The sequence below is a fragment of the Streptomyces sp. CA189 genome, assembly GCF_056428985.1.
In genome coordinates, this window is record NZ_JBWJVM010000011.1 from 122,886 (window position 1) to 141,586 (window position 18,701).

The 18,701-nt window shown below is 72.9% G+C and carries 17 protein-coding genes; 5 read left to right on the plus strand and 12 right to left on the minus strand.

Going from position 1 to position 18,701, the window contains the following annotated elements; translation table 11 throughout:
* Nucleotides 1-49 precede the first annotated feature (49 nt).
* The 10 genes from AC061S_RS12120 to AC061S_RS12165 all read right to left on the minus strand — a co-directional run bounded on the left by AC061S_RS12120 (nucleotide 50) and on the right by AC061S_RS12165 (nucleotide 10,572).
* Entirely contained in the window at nucleotides 50-232 is a 183-nt protein-coding gene (locus AC061S_RS12120) for a hypothetical protein (protein WP_478685903.1), read from the minus strand.
* 15 nt (nucleotides 233-247) lie between these two features.
* Nucleotides 248-598: a hypothetical protein gene (locus tag AC061S_RS12125; RefSeq protein WP_478685904.1), complete on the minus strand. Its 351-nt coding sequence runs from the start codon at nucleotides 596-598 to the stop codon at nucleotides 248-250.
* Between the two features lie 35 nt (nucleotides 599-633).
* A complete protein-coding gene (locus AC061S_RS12130) occupies nucleotides 634-2,457 on the minus strand; it encodes an NAD(P)H-dependent oxidoreductase (RefSeq protein WP_478685905.1) in 1,824 nt (607 codons plus the stop codon).
* Nucleotides 2,458-2,460: 3 nt separating this feature from the next.
* A complete protein-coding gene (locus AC061S_RS12135; protein ID WP_478685906.1) occupies nucleotides 2,461-3,864 on the minus strand; it encodes a dihydroorotase in 1,404 nt (467 codons plus the stop codon).
* Nucleotides 3,852-4,955: an acyl-CoA dehydrogenase family protein gene (locus tag AC061S_RS12140; RefSeq protein WP_478685907.1), complete on the minus strand. Its 1,104-nt coding sequence runs from the start codon at nucleotides 4,953-4,955 to the stop codon at nucleotides 3,852-3,854. The genes AC061S_RS12135 and AC061S_RS12140 overlap by 13 nt, the downstream gene beginning before the upstream one ends.
* A complete protein-coding gene (locus tag AC061S_RS12145; protein ID WP_478685908.1) occupies nucleotides 4,952-6,097 on the minus strand; it encodes a PrpF domain-containing protein in 1,146 nt (381 codons plus the stop codon). The genes AC061S_RS12140 and AC061S_RS12145 overlap by 4 nt, the downstream gene beginning before the upstream one ends.
* Nucleotides 6,094-7,926: an asparagine synthase (glutamine-hydrolyzing) gene (gene asnB / locus AC061S_RS12150; RefSeq protein WP_478685909.1), complete on the minus strand. Its 1,833-nt coding sequence runs from the start codon at nucleotides 7,924-7,926 to the stop codon at nucleotides 6,094-6,096. Before asnB ends, AC061S_RS12145 begins: the two co-directional genes overlap by 4 nt.
* A gap of 32 nt (nucleotides 7,927-7,958) precedes the next feature.
* Nucleotides 7,959-8,873, minus strand: a complete 915-nt coding sequence (locus AC061S_RS12155; RefSeq protein ID WP_478685948.1) for a PLP-dependent cysteine synthase family protein — start codon at nucleotides 8,871-8,873, stop codon at nucleotides 7,959-7,961.
* A 68-nt stretch (nucleotides 8,874-8,941) separates the two neighbouring features.
* A complete protein-coding gene (locus tag AC061S_RS12160; RefSeq protein WP_478685910.1) occupies nucleotides 8,942-9,715 on the minus strand; it encodes an HpcH/HpaI aldolase family protein in 774 nt (257 codons plus the stop codon).
* Nucleotides 9,712-10,572: a TauD/TfdA dioxygenase family protein gene (locus tag AC061S_RS12165; RefSeq protein WP_478685911.1), complete on the minus strand. Its 861-nt coding sequence runs from the start codon at nucleotides 10,570-10,572 to the stop codon at nucleotides 9,712-9,714. Before AC061S_RS12165 ends, AC061S_RS12160 begins: the two co-directional genes overlap by 4 nt.
* A gap of 336 nt (nucleotides 10,573-10,908) precedes the next feature.
* On the opposite strand from AC061S_RS12165, the gene AC061S_RS12170 reads away from it, so the two are divergent.
* The 4 genes from AC061S_RS12170 to AC061S_RS12185 are packed head-to-tail and all read left to right on the plus strand — an operon-like array spanning nucleotide 10,909 to nucleotide 14,922.
* Nucleotides 10,909-11,121, plus strand: coding sequence for a tautomerase family protein (locus tag AC061S_RS12170; RefSeq protein WP_478685912.1), 213 nt, complete (start codon nucleotides 10,909-10,911; stop codon nucleotides 11,119-11,121).
* Nucleotides 11,118-12,398: an MFS transporter gene (locus AC061S_RS12175; RefSeq protein WP_478685913.1), complete on the plus strand. Its 1,281-nt coding sequence runs from the start codon at nucleotides 11,118-11,120 to the stop codon at nucleotides 12,396-12,398. Before AC061S_RS12170 ends, AC061S_RS12175 begins: the two co-directional genes overlap by 4 nt.
* A gap of 32 nt (nucleotides 12,399-12,430) precedes the next feature.
* A complete protein-coding gene (locus tag AC061S_RS12180) occupies nucleotides 12,431-13,681 on the plus strand; it encodes an ATP-grasp domain-containing protein (protein ID WP_478685914.1) in 1,251 nt (416 codons plus the stop codon).
* A complete protein-coding gene (locus AC061S_RS12185; protein WP_478685915.1) occupies nucleotides 13,678-14,922 on the plus strand; it encodes an ATP-grasp domain-containing protein in 1,245 nt (414 codons plus the stop codon). Before AC061S_RS12180 ends, AC061S_RS12185 begins: the two co-directional genes overlap by 4 nt.
* Nucleotides 14,923-15,012: 90 nt before the next feature.
* On the opposite strand, the gene AC061S_RS12190 is transcribed toward AC061S_RS12185, so the two are convergent.
* Together AC061S_RS12190 and AC061S_RS12195 are read right to left on the minus strand one after the other, a co-directional pair.
* Complete coding sequence (locus tag AC061S_RS12190; protein ID WP_478685916.1) at nucleotides 15,013-16,044, minus strand: carboxymuconolactone decarboxylase family protein; 1,032 nt, start codon at nucleotides 16,042-16,044, stop codon at nucleotides 15,013-15,015.
* A gap of 2 nt (nucleotides 16,045-16,046) precedes the next feature.
* Nucleotides 16,047-17,549 (minus strand): multicopper oxidase family protein, encoded by a 1,503-nt coding sequence (locus AC061S_RS12195; protein ID WP_478685917.1) that lies wholly within the window; start codon nucleotides 17,547-17,549, stop codon nucleotides 16,047-16,049.
* 248 nt (nucleotides 17,550-17,797) lie between these two features.
* Between AC061S_RS12195 and AC061S_RS12200 the strand changes: the two genes are divergently transcribed.
* Nucleotides 17,798-18,652, plus strand: a complete 855-nt coding sequence (locus AC061S_RS12200; protein WP_478685918.1) for an SAM-dependent methyltransferase — start codon at nucleotides 17,798-17,800, stop codon at nucleotides 18,650-18,652.
* Nucleotides 18,653-18,701 lie beyond the last annotated feature (49 nt).

The window sequence follows — 18,701 nt, forward strand, 5'->3', positions numbered from 1 at the left end:
CGGGTGCCGGTGCGGGTGCGCCCGGGACGGGTCCCGGGCGCACCGGCGGTCAGAAGCCCTTCGTCATGATGTGCGATTCGATCTCACCGGCTACGCAGGCGTAGAGCTCCTCGTGAGACACCCTGACGACCTCGAGCCACTCCTCGAACTCGGCGGCCTCGTCGGTGGACGGGGCTTCGGTGCCGGTCTCGGTGGCGATGCGGTCGCTGAGCTCCCTGCTGAGTGCGGACACGGTCCGTACCCCCTTCTATCGAGTGGGATCTTGCTCTTCCAGGACCGTCGAGACCGTTTCCGGCTCGAAGTTGACGGCGCTCGACCAGCCGCCGTCGATCTTGAACCAGACGGAGCTGACGATCACGCCGTCCCGGTGCTCGCCCTCGACCACCTCGTCGCCGAGCTGCCAGCCCTCCGCCCGGTGGCTGACGGCGGCGTCGGGCAGCAGGAGCTCGACGACCGGGCTCTCCAGGGACGGGCCGGTCCGGACGTTCGCGTCGCGCCAGACGGGTCCGAGCAGGCTCGGGACCGCGTGGTAGGCCGCCTCCGTCGCGGGTGCTGCGGACTCGGTCGCAGGTACTGCGGACATGGATGCTGCGGACATGGATGCTGCTCCTTGTGGGTGTGGTGGGTGAGTGGTCAGGCTGCGGCGCCGAGCAGCGCGGGCCTCTGGGCCACGCGTACCCGGCCCATCCACATGACCTGGGAGACCATCTGGAGGAGGCGCTCCCCGTCCGGGGTGGACGGCTGCTCCCCCGCCGGCAGGGGCGTGGGCGCCTGCGAGACGGCCACGCCGATCGGCGTGGGCCAGCCGCGCACCGCGTGGCCGATGGTGCGCAGCGTGGCCAGCGTGGAGACCGCGCCCTGGGCTCCGGCGCCGACGGCCACGCAGCCGACGGCACGGCCTTCGAGGTAGGGCGTGGGCCCGTCCAGGTCGTTGATGTAGTCGACGGCGTTCTTCAGGAGGCCGGAGACGGTTCCGTGATAGGTCGGCGAGACCAGGACGACGCCGTCGGCGCGGCGCAGTTCGTCCAGGAACTCCTGGACGTCGGGCCGGGTCGCGCCCAGGCCGGGCCGGTAGGCGGGGAAGTCGATGTCGCCGCCGTAGAAGACGCGGGTGGTCGCTCCCTGCCCGCCGCAGCCCTGCGCGCACCAGTCGGCGACGCGGTCCGAGGTGGATCCCCTGCGCAGGGATCCGCTGATGAGGACGATGTGCGGTGCGTCGGCGGCCGCCGCACGGGTCCGTTCCGGCAGGTCGGCCACGGTCGGCGCGGTGGACCGGTCGCGGCACCGGGCCAGCGGGCGCCAGCCGAGTACGTCGTCGGTGTCGGCGTCCTTGCGGCCCTCGGCCTTCACGCGGGCGTTGCGCTGTTCCTCCGCTGCCTGGCCGGCGCCCTGGTCCAGGGCGCCCTGGCGACGGGACTTGAGGACCACGGCGGCCGTCCGGTCCCGGCGCTCGTGCTCATAGGCGAGGAGCGCGGACGCCGCGTCCTCGTGCGCGGCCATGGCGTCGGCGAGCACGACCGCGTCCTCCAGCGCCATGTTGGCGCCCTGGCCGAGGGCGGGGACCATCGGGTGCGCCGCGTCGCCGAGGAGGGCGACCCTGCCGTCGACCCAGCGCGGTGCCGGGTCGCGGTCGTGGATGTCGGTCACCACGATGTCGAGCGGGTCCGCGTCGCGGATCAGGTCGCGTACGGGGGCGTGCCATCCGGCCATGGCGGCGGCCAGGTCCTCCTGGGCGCGGGCCGGGCTCTTGGCGGGCCACGCCCCGGCGCGCGAGGTGATCTTGGCGGTCCAGTACAGGGTGTCCCCGCCGACGGGGGCGACGAAGAGCTGGATGCCGCGGCCGTTGACCACGTAGGAACGCTGGCCGAGTACGGATCCCTTGGTGCGGCCGCGCACCGAGGAGTAGCCGCGGTACTGCGCGGGCCCGTCCACGAGCATGCGGCGCCGTACGGCCGAATGTATGCCGTCCGCGCCCACCAGGACGCCGCAGTCGAGCGTCTTGCCGTCGGACAGCAGCACGGAGACGGAGTCGTCGGCCGAGGTGTAGTCCTCGACGGCGACTCCGGGCATCACGGCCGCGCCTGCGGCGAGGGCCTCGTCGAGCAGGGCCCTTTGCAGGGCGCTGCGCAGCATCGGTATCTGGGGGGCGCCCTGCTCCTCGCCCATCGCTCCGATCGGCTCCTGTGCGAGGACCGTGCCCGCCGAGTCCATCAGCACCCGGACCTCGTCGGGCCGGGTGACGTGGCCGAGCGACCGGATGCGCGCTCCCAGCCGGGCTCCGAGGGCGTCGACGGCCCTCACCCCGTTGGGGTACAGCATCAGGCCGGACCCCTGGGTGCCCATCCGCCCGGAGCGTTCGACGACGATGACGCCGTTGCCGGCGCCGGCCAGCGCGACCGCCGCCGCCAGGCCGCCGATGCCGCCGCCCGCGATGACGACTGACTTCCTCTTGACCATGCTTCAGCTCTCCTGTCTGGTGGGTGCGGGAGCCGCCCGCAGAAGCCGGCCGTCGTACGCGCCGAAGGATCCTGTGGCCGCGTCCCATACGGTGCGGCCCGCGCGCAGGGTCTTGTCGACGTGTCCGGTGAAGGTCCAGCCCTCGTACGCCGACCAGCCGCACTTGCTCTCCACGTCGTGGGCGGAGAACATCCAGGGCGTGTCGGGCGCGAAGACGACGAGGTCGGCGTCGGCACCCGGCTCCAGGCGTCCCTTGCCGGGCAGCCGGAACAGCTCGGCGGGAACGGCGGACATGTGGTGCACGAGACGGGCGATCGCGATGTCGGGATCCTCGTCGGGCCGGCGCCGGCGCATGCCGGTCCACACGGCGACGGCGAGCTCCTGCACTCCGGGCAGCCCGGGTGGCGACTGCGCGGGGGTGCTCGTCTTCTCCGCGACGGTGTGCGGGGCGTGGTCGCTGCCCAGCGTGGACGCCTGGCCCCCCCACAGGGCCTGCCACAGCCGGTCCTGGTCGCCCTGGCCGCGGATCGAGGGCGACAGCCGGGTGCGGGCGCCGAGGCGCCGGGTGTCCTGGTCGGTGAACGACAGGTGGTGGCCGGTCACTTCGAAGGTGACGGGGTGGCCGGCGGCCTGCGCCGCGCAGACCAGGTCCGCCTCCTCGACGCTGGACAGGTGCAGGATGTGGGCCCGGGTGCCGTACCGCCGCACCAGGTCGATGATCTTCGCGACGGCGACGATGCCGCCCGTGCGCGGGCGGCGCGTCTCGTACTCCAGGTAACTGTCGGGCTCGCCCCACCACGCGTCGAGCAGTGCGAACAGCTCGTCGTCCTCGGCGTGCAGGACGAGCTGGACACCGCCCTCCGCGGCGGCGGCGAAGGCCTTCTCCAGTTGCGCGGCGTCGCGCACCACGGTGGGCGCCGTGTGGTGGCCCGCCATGAAGATCTTGGCGCTGGTGGCGATGTCCGGGTCCAGGTGCGCCAGGATTTCGGGGTGGTCGGGGTCGAGGCCGATGTGGAGCCGGTAGTCCACGAGCGAATGGCCCTGCACGAGGGCCGCCTTGGCCAGCACGGCCTCGGGGTCGAGGGTGGGCGGGCGGGTGTTCGGCATGTCCATCACCGTGGTGACGCCGCCGCGGACGGCGGCGCGGCTGCCGTGCTCCCAGTCCTCCTTGTGGGTCAGACCGGGGGTCCGGAAGTGCACGTGGGTGTCGATGAGGCCGGGCAGGACGTAGTGGTCGCCCGCGTCCACGCGGGGGACGGAGGCGGGCGCCGTGTCGGTGTCCGAGACGTCCGTGATCCGGCCGCCGCTGATCAGCAGGTGGCCGGGGCGCACCCCCTGCGGGGTGATCAGGCGGCGTCCGCTGACGACGAGTTCGGTGGCCCCGGCGGCGGGGTTCAGGCGGTCCATGACAGCGCCACCACTTCCCGGCAGAGGTCGTTGGTCGGCCCCATCAGTCCCACCCCGCGGGCGTCCGCGAGCAGCCGGTCCGCGCTGCCCCCGGCGCGGTAGCCGGCCGAGCCGAGCATCCGCGCGACGTCGAGGCAGATCTCCTCGGCGGCGGCGGTGGCGTACAGCTTGCTGTGCAGGGTGGCCAGGCCCGGGTCGGGGGCGGTGCGGGCACCGGCCCGCTCCACGGCCGCGCGTACGGTCTCCAGCCGGGTGGCCAGTGCCACGAGGCGGTGGCGCACGGTGGCCAGCTCCAGCAGCCCGCGCGAGCGGGCGTGGGTCAGCGCGAGGTCGAAGGCGGCCTGGGCGATGCCGGCCGAGACCGCCCCCAGGGTCGCCCCGGACTCCCGGACGCCCGCGATGATCGACGCGGCCCGGCCCTCGGGGCCCAGGCGGTCCCCGTCGGACACGGCGCAGTCGTCGAGGGTGACCAGTCCGGTGGCGGAGCCGCGCATGCCGGCCAGGTCCAGGCCCAGGTCCGGGACGAGACCCGGGTTGTCCGCCCCGACGAGGAAGAAGGTCTGCCCGGCGGCCCCGTACACGACCCGCTCGTCCGTCTCGGACCCGCCGGTGCTCACCAGGACCAGGTAGAGGTCGGCCACGGCGGCGCCCGTGGTGAACGTCTTGGCCCCGCGGAGCACCCAGCCGCCGTCGGAGCGGCGTTCGCCCGTACTGGACAGGTTCTGCTTCGCCGCGCCCGCGCCGAGCTCGCTCCACGACGAAGCGGCCAGCACGCTGCCGTCCGCCAGGCGCGGCAGCAGGACGCGCTTCTGCTCCTCGGTGCCCCACTCGGCGATCCGGGCGCTCACCGCGAAGTGCTGGAACGCGATGATCGCCAGCGACGGATTGGCCGCGGCGATCGCGGCGGTGACCCGGTTGATCTCGCCGGCGTCCCCGCCCGCCCCTCCGTGGGCGTGCGGTACCGCGGTGGCCAGCAGCCCGCTGGCGCGCAGCGCCGCCACGGCCTCGCCGTCCGGCTCACCCGTCGCCGCCGACTTCTCGGCGGACGCGTGGAGCAGCTGGTGCAGCTCGGGTCCGAGCCTCGTTTTCATGCGGCTCCCGACAGCGCCAGGCATTGGGCGACCTCCTCGAATTGCAGGTGACTCAGGGGTTCCAGGACGAACGAGCCCTGGAAGGTGACGTGTTTGCGCGCGACGCTCGACCACAACAGGGCGCCGTCTCCGGTTCCGTCTCTGGTTCCGTCTCCGGTTCCGTCTCTGGTTCCGTCTCCGGTTCCGTCTCCGGTTCCGTCTCTGGTTCCGTCTCCGGTTCCGTCTCGGTGCAGCGCGGTCACGGCGGAGACGGCCGTGCGGCCGCCGGGCGTGGTGATGTCCACCAGGCCGTCCGCCGCGCCCTGTTCGCGCGCGATCCGCCAGGGCACGGTGTGCGGGATGCGGACGGCGGTGCCCAGGCACACGGCTCCGGTCAGCGCGATCGTCGGGTGCCAGCCGGGCACGGTGACCGCGCGGGCGGAGAGGCCGCCGTCCTCCCCCGGAAGAATCGCGGCGATCTTGGGGAAGGCCCCGTCGCGGCGCCATCCCAGCAGGTCGGCGGCGGCGCCCCGGATGCCTTCCAGGCGGCGCAGCAGGTCGTCCCCGGCACCGAACAGGGCGGCGGTGTCCGCGATCCCCAGGGTGCGGGCGTCGACGAAGGCGTACGTGTTGGCGCTGGCCACCATCGACACCTCGTGGCGCTCCCCGCCGGTGTCGAGCAGGGTACGGGGCAGGCCGGTGGGCAGCAGTTCGGTGAAGGGGACCGGCCGGGGCTGGACGAAGGTGACCGTGAAGCGGACCTCGTCGCGTTCGACCCGGTCGACCTCGCACACCACGCTGTCCCCGTTGTTGAGGACGTTCACGCGGATCCGTACGCCCGGCACGAGGCGCTCCAGCATCCCCGAGCGGGCCGCCGCGACGACCGCCGACAGGATCGAGTGGCCGCAGGAGCCGCGCAGGTCGAACTGGTCGGGCGCTCCCGGCAGGGCCTGGACGAACCGGTAGTCCAGGTCGAACATCGGGTGCGCGGACGGTTCGACCAGCGCGATCTTCAGGACGTGCGCGCCGCCCGCGGAGGCGAGGTAGCGGCGGGCCTCGGCCAGGTGCACCAGCAGGGCCGTCTCCTCGCGCGGCAGACGGGCCGCGTCGAGGACGAAGGTGGGGCAGGGGCTGCCCGCGGCGTAGGCGAGGTGGCCGATCACGCGGCCACCGCCACGGACGCGGGCCGGGCGGCGGGGTGCGCTGCCGTGCGGGCCGGGTGGAACTGTTCGCGCCACACCTCGTGCACGAGCAGCGACCACAGGGCCAGGGCCGTGGTGTCGCCGGGCCGTTCGGCCTGCGCGGTGAACAGCGCCCGCACGGCGGCGGTGTCGAGCCGGCCGTCGGCTTCGAGCCGGGCGGGCGTGAGCAGGTCCCGGGCCTGGGTCCACAAGGGCTGCCCGGGGCGCAGCATCGCGGTGATCGGGAGGGTGAACGGCTGCTTCGGGCGGTCGAGCACGCTGTCGGGCAGCAGGCCGGCGGCCGCCGCGTACAGGGTCCGCTTGACCTGGCCGTCGTGCAGCCTCAGCCGGTCGGGCAGCGAGCGGCCGAGGGCGACGACGGAGCTCTGGCAGAACGGCAGGCGCACCTCGATGGAGCCGGCCATGCTGAGGTGGTCGACCCGGCGCAGGTGGTAGGCGGGCAGCCGGTGGCCCAGTTCGAAGCGGGTGATGCGCTCCAGGACGGTGCCGGGGCCGTGCAGCAGGTCGGCCTCCGCGTCGGACGGCAGCGCCGGTACCTCGCGCAGGCGCTCGCGGAAGGCGTCGGTGTACAGGGAGCGGCGCAGGGCGGCCGGCACGGCCGACAGCGCGTCGAGGTAGCCCGGCGCCCAGGCGGCGCCGGCCGCCGCGGCCTCGGCGGCGTGCTGCATCCGCCCGTACCCGCCGAAGACCTCGTCGGCGGCGTCGCCGGTCAGCGCGACGGTGAAGCCGGCCGCACGCACGGCCTTGAACAGGGCGTACGTGCTCAGGGCGATGGGGTCCGCGTTGGGCTGCCCCAGGTGCCAGACGGTCTCCTCCAGCAGCGCCGGGAAGTCCGCCGGGTCGATCTCCACCTGGTGGTACACGGCCCGTGCGCGTTCGGCGGCCTGCCGGGCGAAGTGCCTTTCGTCGAAGGGCCAGGAGCCCTTGTAGGCGATGTTGAAGGAGTGCACCGGGCCGTGCTCGGCGGCCAGCGCGGTCACCAGGCTGGAGTCGAGCCCGCCGGAGGTGATCAGCGCTACGGGCACGTCGGCGACGAGCAGCCGGCCGACCTCCTCGCGCAGGGCGCGCCGGACCCGTACGGCCGTGGCCGCCGCGTCCCCGGGACCGGGCTGCGGCAGTGCGGCGGCCGGGCGCCGCCGGGTGCTCGGCGCTCCGCCCAGGGCGCACACCATGGTCGTCGCCGGCGCCATCACCTCGACGCCCTCGAACATCGTCTGCGCGCCGAAGGGGGTGCGGGTGGCCAGGTACGCGTCCAAGGACTCCTCTCGCATCCGCGGTGCGGCCCCGCCGAAGCCGAGCAGCGCCGGGATCTCGGAGGAGAAGTGCAGCGAGCGGGCCGCCGCGTCCCACCGGTAGTAGAGGGGCTTCATGCCCATCTCGTCGGTGGCCAGCAGCAGCCGGGGCACCTCGCCGCGCAGGTCGACGAGCGCGATGGAGTACATGCCGTCGAGGTGGTCGGTGAAGTCGTCCCCGTACTCCAGGTAGAGGGCGGGTATGACGGCGCCGTCACAGCGGTCCTCGAAGTGGTGGCCGAGGCCTTCGAGGCGGTGGCGCAGTGCTCCGTGGTTGTAGATCTCCCCGTTGAAGACGACCTGGATGCGGCCGCCCAGCCCGTAGGGCTGCGCTCCGCCGTCCAGGTCCACGACGGCGAGCCGGTTGTTGCCCAGCCCCCAGAGCGCCTCCTGGCGGATGCCCGTGGCGTCGGGGCCGCCGTGGCGCTGGAGCGCCGCGACGGTGCGCATCTCGTGCGGCGTCGCCGCCGCGTTGAAGTAGCCGTAGATCCGGCACATGTCTGCCTGTCTTTCCGTGAGGAGACGACGGGTCAGCCGCGTGCCGTGGACAAGTAGCGCTCCCCGCTGTCGGGGAAGACGGTGACCACCGTCGCACCCGCCCAGCGCGGATGCGCGGTGACGCTGCAGCTCGCCCAGGCGGCGGCTCCCGAAGAGGTGCCGACCGGCAGGCCGGTGGCACGTACGATCTCGCGGGCAGTGGCGGCTGCGGCCTCGTCCGGCACGGCGACGACCTCGTCGATGAGGGTGAGGTCTGTGATGTCCGAGACGTAGCCGGCGCCGATTCCGGGGATGCCGTGCGGACCGGCCGCGCCGCCGGACAGTACGGCGGAGCGGGCCGGTTCGACGGCGACGACGTGGACGTCCCGGCGTTCCTTGAGGTAGCGGGCGGTGCCGGTGATGGTGCCGCCGGTGCCGACCCCGCACACGAGCACGTCGACCGCGCCCCCCGTGGCCTCCCAGATCTCGGGTCCGGTGCTCTCGTAGTGGGACCGTGCGTTGGCCGGGTTGCGGTCCTGGTGCGGCACCCACGATCCGGGGGTGGCCCGCTGGAGCGCCTCGGCGTGCGCCCAGGCGGCCATCAGCCCGTCCTGGTGCGGTACGAGGACCACCTCGGCGCCCAGCATGTCCAGGACGCGGCGGCGTTCCTCGTTCGCGTTGTCGGGCATCACGATGACGCAGCGGTGACCGCGCCGGGCGCACAGCGCCGCGAACGAGATGCCGGTGCTGCCGGAGGAGCATTCGATGACGGTGCCTCCGGAGGGGGGCAGCAGCCCCGACTCCTCGGCCTCGCGCAGCATCGCGAGCGCCGCCCGGTCCTTGACGCTGAACAGGGGGTTGAACATCTCCAGCTTGGCCAGCAGACGCACGGACGGGGCCAGACCCGCCAGGTCCACTTCCAGCAGCGGCGTGCCGCCGACCAGCTCGTCCAGCGAGCGGACGGGCAGCCGACCGGCCGCGGCCGGGCCGGCGGACCACGGTTCGGTCTGCGTCGTCACTGCTCCCCCAAGGAGTGTCATGCGCCCGCGGCGGCGAGATGTGCGGCCGCGGCCTGCTGCAGATGGGTGATGTCGCTGGAGACCGTGGCGAAGGTGAACCCCTCGGTCAGCCTCTTGGCCGCGCTCTCCCCGTCGAGGCAGTGGATGCCGCAGGCGATGCCCGCCCGGCGGGCTGTCTCGGTGACGCGCTCCAGGGCCGCCTCCAGTGCGGCGGCGGCCGAGGGGTCGCCGAACCAGCGTGCGCCGAGCGCGGCGGACAGGTCCGCGGGGCCGACGTAGACCGCGTCGAGACCGGGCACGGCGCAGATGGCCTCGAGGTTCTCCAGGGCGGAGGCCGTCTCGATCATCACGATGCAGGCGGTCTCGCCGTCGATGTCGGACGGTACGGAGCCCACCCGCAGCTCGGCGCGGACCGGCCCGGCGAGGCTTCGCGTGCCCGCCGGGTGGTGGCGGCAGGCGCGCACGGCCGTCAGGGTCTGCTCGGCGGTGTCGACCATGGGGACGATGACGCCGCGCGCCCCGGTGTCGAGTGCGACACCGATGGCGATCGGGTCCGCGGACGGAACGCGGATCAGGCCGGCGGAGATCTGCCAGGAGTCGACCGCGAGCATCGCGGCCTGCCAGCCCGGCTGGTGCATGACGCCGTGCTGGCCGTCCACGCCGATGTAGTCGTAGCCGAGGCTCGCGATGCGCTCGGTGCCCACCGGGTTGTCGCAGGCGATCCAGTAGCCGACGAGCCGCTCGCGGCCGCGCAGCCGCCGGGCGAATCCGGCCGGTCCCCGGGTGCTCACTCGCCCTCCTTGATGGCGTAGCTCTGCTTGCCGTCGAGGCCCGTGGCCACCTCGCCGTTGATGGAGACGCGGTGCAGCACGCGCTTGTGGGCGTCGTAGTCGTTGACCGCGTAGTGCTGGGTGCTGCGGTTGTCGAAGATCAGGACGTCGCCCGGGCGCCAGCTCCAGCGGGCGGTGTTCTCCGGCCGTCGCACGTAGCTCTGCAGGACGTCGATGATCGGGCGGGAGTCGCGGACCTCCATGCCCACCAGCCACTGGGCGAAGCCGCCCAGGAACAGGCTCGGCTCGCCGGACTCCGGGTGGACGCGCACGACCGGGTGGGCGGTCTCGAACCGGCGGGCCAGGAACGCCTCGCGGACCTTGTCGCCGCGTTCGGTGCCCAGCCTCGGCTGCTCGGCGTGGTTCGTGTGCACGGCCCACAGGCGGTCGGCGATCTCGCGCAGCTCGGCCGGCAGGTCCTTGTACCCCGCCGCCGCGTTGGCGACCAGGGTGTCCCCGCCGTACGGCGGCAGGACGACGCTGCGCAGCGTCGTCCCGAGGGAGGGGGCGGTGGTGAAGCTGATGTCGGTGTGCCAGTGATCGGCGCGCTGGTCGTCGCCGTCGACGGCGAGCACCTGCGGGGCCCCGTCGACGGTGCGCATCAGCGGGTGCTTCTGGGTGAGCGGACCGAATCGGCCCGCGAATTCCAGCTGCTGGTCGTCGGTGATGTCCTGATTCCGGAAGAAGAGCACCTTGTGCTCCAGGAACGCTTCATTGATCTGCCCGAAAACAGAATCGGAAATACCAGCGGAAAGGTCGACGCCCGTCACCTCCGCGCCGATACGGCCGCCGATCTTTCGTATGTCGAACGTGGACACCAGATTCCTTCCGAGCGCGGCAGAGGTCCTGCGCCCCCCGTGCCGGCGCGCCGTGCCCGCCACTGAGCGCAGGCGCTCACCGGTCACGGAGGGGTGGTCAGCAGGTCGGACGGGACCTGCCGGACAGAACGGGGCCGAGCCAACCACGAGGTCGTTGACGGGGCAACAGACCCACGGGGAGTACGACGACTTCACCAAGTCGCCGAAGTCGCAGCGCGTCGTCGCGAATTCTTGTCCCCCGGCTCCCTTCGTGCTCCCCTCGGTAAGCCTGGAATCACTCTGCCGCCGTCCTGGCAATTCCCTGGAATAGCCCGTGGAGAGAAGAGGAACACCGACATGCCGGTGATCACCGTCAACTGGTGGGAGGGCAACGACCGCGCCGCGCGCAGCGAACTGGTGGCAGGGATCACCGACGTCGTCACGCGCGTGTCCGGCTGTCCGCGGGAATCCGTCACCGTGATCGTCCGGGACGTCGACCCCGGCCACTGGGGCAAGGGCGGCCGCCTGGCCGACGAACACCCGGCGCAGGCCCCCCGGACTCCGCGATGAACTTCCGCGACCTGCACCCCAACATCCGGCTGAGGATCTGCGTCGGATTCGTCCAGCGTCTGCTGTCCGTGATGCTGATGCCGCTCCTGGTCATCCATCTCGCCGCCCTCTACGGGGCCGCGACGGCCGGCGCGCTGACCCTCGCGGTGGCCGCGGCGGGCATCGCCAGCAACTTCATCGGCGGTCATCTCGCCGACGTGTACGGCCGGCGGCCCCTGCTCGTGGCCGGCGAGTTCGGTGCGACGGTCTGCTTCGCGCTGCTCGCGCTCGCCAATTCGCCCTGGTGGTCCTCCGGTGTGGCCACGTTCCTGCTCTTCCTGGCCAACACGTGCGCCGCGCAGCTGGCCACGCCCGCCGCCGACGCGATGATGGTCGACGTCTCGACTCCCGAGAACCGCCCGCTCGTCTACACGATCAACTACTGGTCGATCAACGTCGCCTTCACCGTCGGCGCCCTGATCGGCGGCTTCTTCTACGACGGCCACTTCACCCAGCTGCTGATCGCGGCGGCCGTGGCCTGCGCCCTGACCACCGGCGTGATCTGGCGCTGGATCAGCGAGACCGCGCCCGCCGGCGCCAGGGACGCGGCGACCGGCCCCGGCGCCATGCTGCGCGGCTACCTCGCCGTCGCCCGCGACCGCCTGTTCCTCAAGCAGCTGACCGCGGCCGCCCTGATCGCCGCCGTCGAGATGCAGATCGGGTACTACATCGCGGTCCGGCTCGCCGACGAGTTCCCGCGCCAGACCCTGGCCACCATCGGTTCCTGGGCACCGGCCGTCGACGGCGTCCTGATCCTCGGCATCCTGAGAGCCGTGAACGCCGCGCTCGTGGTCGCACTGGTGCTGGCGGCCAAGGGCCTCCTCGCACGGACCTCCGAGCGCACCCGGCTCTACGCGGGCATCGCCGTGTTCAGCGCCGGCTACATGGTCTGGGCCGTCAGCAACTCCGCCTGGCTCCTGATCGCCGCCGCCGTGCTGCTGACCCTGGGCGAGATCGCCAGCATCCCGGTCCGCCAGACCCTGCTGGCCGACCTGGTGCCCGCGCACTCCCGTACGAAGTACATGGCCGCCTACGCGCTCAACGCCCGGGCCGGACTGCTCGTGGCCGCCCTGTGCGTGAGTGTCGGCGCCTTCGTCCCCGCGATCGGCATGAGCCTTCTCTACGGCACCGCCGGCCTGGCCGCGATCCTGCTGTACCGCTCCCTGCTGCGGGCACGCACCGCCCAGCAGGCGCGGGATGCCCGGGGTGAGGCAGCGGCCTCCTCCCTGGCCGCGTGACACCCCCGAACCGACGAACGGAGCCGAGTCAGATGACGCACACCGCCGTGCCCCGGCGACTCTTGATGGTGATGCCCTACAGCCAGTTCGTCCGCAAGGCGGTGGAGGCCGGCTTCGAGGTCTGGTCGATCTGGGACCCGTCCCTGCGCGAGCAGTCGTACCTGGACGAGGTGGCGCTCCACTCCCGGGAACTGCTGCTCACCGATTTCGGCGACGCACAGGGCCTGCGCGACCTGATCATCGAGACCGCCCGCACCCACGCCGTCGACCACGTCCTGCACCTGGGCTCCGAGGACACCATGGGCGTGGCCGTCGCCGCGGCGGAGGAGCTCGGCCTGTCACCCAACGGCTCCGAGGCCGTGCGCCTGCTCAACGACAAGGCCGCCATGCGCGGGCTGCTCAACGCCGCCGGGCTATCGGTGGTGCGGGCCGAGCGCGCCGCGTCCGTGGCGGCCGCGCGGGCCGCCGTCGGCTCCTTCGCGGGGCCGGTGATCGTGAAGCCGGCCGGCGCCTCGGGCAGCCGCGGCGTCGCCCTGGTCCGGGAGCCGTCCGATGTCGACGAGTGGGCCGAGAGGGTGGCCGCCGCCGGCCTCGGCGGCCCGTACATCGTCGAGGAGTACTTGGAGGGGCCCGAGTTCAGCGTCGAGACCCTCACCGTGGACGGCGTCCACCACGTCGTCGGTGTCACCGCCAAGCAGACCAGCGGTCCGCCGGGCTTCATCGAGACCGGCCACGTCCACCCCGCGCCGCTGCCGGCGGGCGAGGAGATCGCCCTGCGTGCCGTGGTGACCGGGCTGCTGGACCTGGCGGGGCACCGGTTCGGGCCCGCGCACACCGAGGTGATCCTCACCGCCGACGGTCCGCGGATCGTGGAGTCGCAGGCCCGGCTGGGCGGCGACCGCATCCCGCTGCTGGTGGAAGTGGCACGCGGCTACGACATCGAGGCGTCGGTCTTCCGCGCCCTGGCGGGCCTGCCGGTCCCCGTGCCGCAGGCCCACCGCACTGCCGCCATCGGCTTCTTCCGCTTCCCCGCCGGACCGCTGGAGTCCGTCACCGGCCTCGAGCCGGTCCGCGCCCTGCCGTACGTGCACGCCCTGCACTTCCCGTACCAGCCAGGCGACCTGCTGCCCCACACCACCGACTCCTTCACCCGGCACGGGTACGTCGTCGTCGACGGTGCCTCACCGCAGGAGGCGGCCGTCCGGATCGCCTCCGTACGGGAGCAGCTGCGGGTGGTCGTCCGGGAACCCGTCTCCGTCCTTTCGAAGGGAACCGTCCGTTGAGTACCCCCACCGTCCTGCTGATCGGCGGCGTCGACGTCCACCTGGAGCGCTTCAAGGCTCTCGGCGTCCGCGTCGTCCTCGTCCAGCACCCCGACAAGGTCACCGCGTTCCAGACGCGGACCGCCGATGTGACCCTGATCGTCGACTACACCGACTGGGACACCGTCCTGCCCTTCGCCGAGGCGGCGCGCACGGTGTACGGCGTCGACGCCGTGGTCTCGCTCACCGAGCCCGGCCTGAACCCGGCGGCCCGGCTGGCCGACCTCTTCGGCCTGAGCGACGGCCGGCGCTACGAGGTGAGCCGCAGGATGCGCGACAAGTGGCTGATGCGGCGCCACCTCATCGCGCAGGGGCTGCCCGCCCCGCACGTCGCCCGCGTCGAGGGCCGGGCGTCCCTGGAGGCGTTCGGGGAGCTGGCCGGCTACCCGTACATCGTCAAGCCGGTCTCCACGACGGCCGGGTTCGGTCTGATCCGGGCCGAGGGCCCCGAGGACCTGGACCGCGTCTGGGCGCGCGTGAAGGAGCTGGACGGCGGCCGCACCGACCGCGGGTCGACCATGTTCGTGGTGGACGGCTTCCTCATGGAGTCGTACATCGACGGACCCGAGTTCAGCGTCGAGGCGCTCAGCTTCGCGGGCCGGCACGTGGTCGTCGCGGTCACGGAGAAGCTCGTGGACGAGTCCCACTTCGCCGAGCTCGGCCACGCGGTTCCGGCCCGGCTCGCGGACGGCGACCGCGACCGGATCACCGGCGCCGTCGAGGAGTTCCTCACCGGCATGGGGGTCACCGACGGCCCCAGCCACACCGAGATCCGGCTCAGCAGCCGCGGCCCCGTCGTGATCGAGTCCCACAACCGCCTGGGCGGCGACCACATCGTCGAACTGGTCGAGGCCGCGTACGGCATCGACATGGTCGCCTACGGCGCCGCCTGGTCGGTCGGCCTCACCGAGGCACTGGCAACGGCCCCCGACGCCAAGGGCGCGGCGTGCACGCGCTTCGTGCTGCGCGCTCCGGGCACCGTCACCGCGGTGTCCGGCGTCGAGGAGGTCGCGGCCCGGGACGACGTGCTGATCGCCCAGGTCTCCGTGGCTCCGGGCGACACGGTGCGCCCGCTGCGCGACAACTGGGACCGGCTCGGCTGCGTCGTGGTGCGCGCCGGTGACACGGACAGCGCGGTCGAGCTGTGCGAGCGCCTGTCCCGCGAGGAGATCCGCATCGACATCGAGCCGGCGGCCGCCTGAGCGGGGACCGCGGGCCACACGAACGACGGCCCCGGTGCCGCCCCGTCGAGGGGAGGCACCGGGGCCGTCGCATGTCGCGGGCGCCGCGGGTCAGGTGCGCGGGGCCGCCGTGAAGCCGGCGCCCAGGCGGGCCGTGAGGTGGAGCGCGGTGGTCAGCGACGCCCAGGAGGTGAGTTCGACGATCTCGCGGTCGGAGGGGTGGTGCTCGCGCACCGCCGCGATGTCCCCGTCCGTGACGCGGTACGCGGCGAACGCGGTCAGGAGCGCGAGCCGGGCGGCGGCGCGGTGCGGCGGGGTGACCGTGGCGAGGGCCTCGTCCAGCCAGGCGGAGCCGATGCCGACGGGAACGCCGTCCCAGGCGGCGAGGCGCGCCGCCAGGAGGTCCCGTACGGGCTGCGGCACCCAGCGCGCGGCATCGGTGACGGCGGCGGACGACCTGGCGATCGCTCCTGCCACGGCCGGTGCGGGCAGGGCCCATTCCAGGCCGGCCGCCAGCGGGGCGTCGGGCAGCAGGTCCAGGGAGGCGCCGGCGACCGGGGGGCCGGCGACCGGGCGCATGGCGCGGGCCACGGTGCGCAGGATCGTGCCGCGGGCGGCGCCCGGGGTCTGCGGGGGCAGCGGGGAGTCCTCCAGGAAGATCCCGACCATGCGGTTGAGGTAGTGGAAGGTGAGCGCGACGCCCAGGATCTCGGGCGCCGCGTCCGCGGTGAACGGGGCCGGGCCGGGCTCCAGCCCGTCGGCCGCCGCCCGGATCCACCGCGCCACGGCGCCGGTGGCCGCGGCCTCCGCCTCCTGCGGCAGTGCGTTCAGGGTGGCCTGGTGGACCTCGACGCAGTACGGGCAGGAGTTGGCCCGGGACACCTCGGTGGCGACGGCCTCCTTCACGGCCCGGTCCACCCGCCCCTCGACCAGGAGCGTCTCGCGCAGCAGCAGCCAGTTCGCGGCCAGCGGCTGCGGGGCGGCCGAGTGCAGGGCCAGTGGCGGGGCCAGCACGCCGAAGTCGCGCCGGGCCTGCTCGTAGACGCGGGCGACGTCCCCCCGCGCACGGCCCGGGGGGACCGCCTCGACGTGGCGGATGTCGCGCAGCGCGCCGCGCAGCACCGCGCGGACGACGGTTCTCATCGTCACTCCACGATCTCGAGCTGGGCCATCATGCCGGCCACGTTGTGCTCCTGCATGTGGCAGTGGTAGACGTACTTGCCCGGCCACCCCTTGAACGTGGCCTGGACGCGCATCGTCTCGCCGGGCCGGACCAGCACGGTGTCCTTGAACCCGGCCTCACCGGGCAGCGGCGGCTTGCCGTCGCGGTCGAGGACCCTGAACTGCACCAGGTGCAGGTGGAAGGTGTGGTCGATGCCGCCGAACTCGGAGTCCACCGTGTCCGCGTTGTAGAGCTCCCAGACCTCGGTGGTGCCGTTCTTGATGACGGTGTCGACCCGGTCCGGGTCCCAGCTCAGGTCGTTGATGGCGTAGGCCATCTTCGAGGGGGCGACGGCGAGCTTCATCCGGCGGGTGCGGGCCGGGGCGGGCAGCGCGGGAAGCGCGCGCAGCCGGGCCGGCACACGGCTGTTGTCGTGGGCCCGGCGTTCGACGTCGAAACGCATCACGGGACCCGTGGCATCGGTGAGCACCAGCTTGCTGCCGACCTCGTGGCGGGAGAAGTCGACGACGATCTCGATCCGCTCGGCCGGCGCGAGCGTCAGCTTGGTCCGGGTCACCGGCTCGGGCAGCAGACCGCCGTCGGAGGCTATCTGGACCATCTCCACGCCGCCGAGGTCCAGCTCGAAGATCTTGTGGATGGAGGAGTTCAGGAGCCGGAAGCGGTACTTGCGCGCGGCAACCGGGAAGTAGGGCAGCGGACGGCCGTTGACCAGCAGGGTGGAGCGCGCCTCGGGGTGCTCCACGTCGAGGATCAGGCCGCCGGCCTCGTCGAAGTGGGCGTCGCGCATCATGATCGGCACGTCGTACCGGCCGCTGGGCAGACGCAGCCGGTGCTCGTCCTGGCCCTCGATGAGGTAGAAGCCGTGCATGCCCCGGTAGACGTGCTCGGCTTCCATGTGGTGGGTGTGGTCGTGGTACCAGAGGGTCGAGCCGTCCTGCTGGTTGGGGTACTCGAAGGTGCGTGTCTGCCCCGGCCCGAAGAGGTCCATCGGGTAGCCGTCGCTCTCCGGGGGCACGTGCCCGCCGTGGAGGTGGACGTTGACGGGGGCATCGAGCTTGTTGACGTACTTGACCCGCACCTTGCGCCCGGACCGGGCCTTGATGGTGGGTCCGACGAAGGTTCCGCCGTACGTCAGGACCGGGGTCTTCTTGCCCGGGAGGATCTCGGCCTGCGCGGGCTGGAGGGCGAGCTCGTAGACGTCGGTGCCGCCACGGGTGCTCACGGGCCTGGCCACCTCGGGCACGGGCATCCGTACGGAGAACGGCTCGGCGGCCTGGACCGGGGAGGCCTTCGCGACCATCCCGATCCGCATGATGTGCTGCTCCGCCCCTGACCGTCCGGCCTGCGCCGACGCCTCCGCCGTCGCCCTGCCCGTCCGGCCCAGCACGGTGATCGGCCAGGCAAGCGCCGCTCCGGTCGCCGCCACACCGCCGGCTGCCAGCATGACGCCACGTCTGTTGAGCATGTGATCCCCTCATCGCTTCGCGGTGCGCCCGCTCGGCACCCCGGCCCCGCCGGTCCTGGACCGTGCGACGCCGCATCGATCCTGGCACCGGGAGCCCCCGCACTCCGTATTCGATCTTGCTGACTTGGCGGCCGCACCCGTCCGGGCAGTGCAGCAACCGCGGAGATGCGCCCGCGGCGTGCTGGCCGCAGGATCAGCGGCTGAGCCGCTCGACCGCGGTGCGGCCGTGCGAGGGGAGATACGGGTTCATGACAGAGGTACTGACGGGCCTTGCGGACGGACGTGCGGAGAACGCGCTCGCGGAGATGGGAAGGCACTACGACGAACGCACGCCCATCGGTGAGGAGTTCCGGGACGGCCAGTTGCACATGTGGTACTGGTACGACGCCGAGGACGACGCCACGCTGCCCGAGGCCGTGCACCGCGTCACCAAGAAGCTCACGGACACCCTCGGGCTGCGCCCGGGCGAGCGCGTCCTGGACGCGGGCTGCGGGCCCGGCGAGGCGGCGCTCTTCCTGGCCCGGCAGCACGGGGTCGAGGTCACCGGCGTGACGGTGAGCGACTTCGAGCTGGAGCGCGCGAGCGGCCGGGCCGAGGACGCGGGCCTGTCGGCGCTGGTGGACTTCCGCTACGGCGACTACATGGACCTTCCCTTCCCGGACGGCTCCTTCGACGCCGTACTCGCGCTGGAGTCCCTGCAGAACGCCCCGGACCTCGGGCAGGTGCTGCGCGAGCTGTACCGGGTGCTGCGTCCCGGTGGCCGTATCGCGTTCTCCGACTTCAGCCTCGGCGAGCCGGGCGAACCCGAGCGCGTCGAGCAGTTCATGACGACGCTGAAGCTCCCGGTGCTCCCCACCCTGGAGGAGTGGCTGCGCCAGACCCGCGCCGCCGGCTTCGCGGTCGAGGAGTTCACCCAGTGCGGCCCCCGGGTCTTCGGCATGAAGGGCAAGTACCTGAAGGCCGCGATGGGTCAGCGGGAGCAGGTGGCGGAGAAGTTCGGCGAGGAGCAGCTCGCCGAGTTCTCCCGCGTGCACCGGGGGTTCTTCGCGCCCCGCAAGGACCAGATCGGGTACGTCATGGTCTGCGCGCGCAAGCCGCGCTGACGCTCCCCCTACGCTGACGCTCCCCGACGCGGACGTGAGCGCGGCGGAG

Bases quoted from the DNA above. Each gene is read 5' to 3' on its own strand.
- AC061S_RS12130 (WP_478685905.1), bottom strand. From the start codon at position 2,457: ATGGTCAAGAGGAAGTCAGTCGTCATCGCGGGCGGCGGCATCGGCGGC.
- AC061S_RS12195 (WP_478685917.1), bottom strand. From the start codon at position 17,549: ATGCTCAACAGACGTGGCGTCATGCTGGCAGCCGGCGGTGTGGCGGCG.
- AC061S_RS12170 (WP_478685912.1), top strand. From the start codon at position 10,909: ATGCCGGTGATCACCGTCAACTGGTGGGAGGGCAACGACCGCGCCGCG.
- AC061S_RS12135 (WP_478685906.1), bottom strand. From the start codon at position 3,864: ATGGACCGCCTGAACCCCGCCGCCGGGGCCACCGAACTCGTCGTCAGC.
- AC061S_RS12140 (WP_478685907.1), bottom strand. From the start codon at position 4,955: ATGAAAACGAGGCTCGGACCCGAGCTGCACCAGCTGCTCCACGCGTCC.
- AC061S_RS12190 (WP_478685916.1), bottom strand. From the start codon at position 16,044: ATGAGAACCGTCGTCCGCGCGGTGCTGCGCGGCGCGCTGCGCGACATC.
- AC061S_RS12125 (WP_478685904.1), bottom strand. From the start codon at position 598: ATGTCCGCAGCATCCATGTCCGCAGTACCTGCGACCGAGTCCGCAGCA.
- AC061S_RS12180 (WP_478685914.1), top strand. From the start codon at position 12,431: ATGACGCACACCGCCGTGCCCCGGCGACTCTTGATGGTGATGCCCTAC.
- asnB (WP_478685909.1), bottom strand. From the start codon at position 7,926: ATGTGCCGGATCTACGGCTACTTCAACGCGGCGGCGACGCCGCACGAG.
- AC061S_RS12175 (WP_478685913.1), top strand. From the start codon at position 11,118: ATGAACTTCCGCGACCTGCACCCCAACATCCGGCTGAGGATCTGCGTC.
- AC061S_RS12200 (WP_478685918.1), top strand. From the start codon at position 17,798: ATGACAGAGGTACTGACGGGCCTTGCGGACGGACGTGCGGAGAACGCG.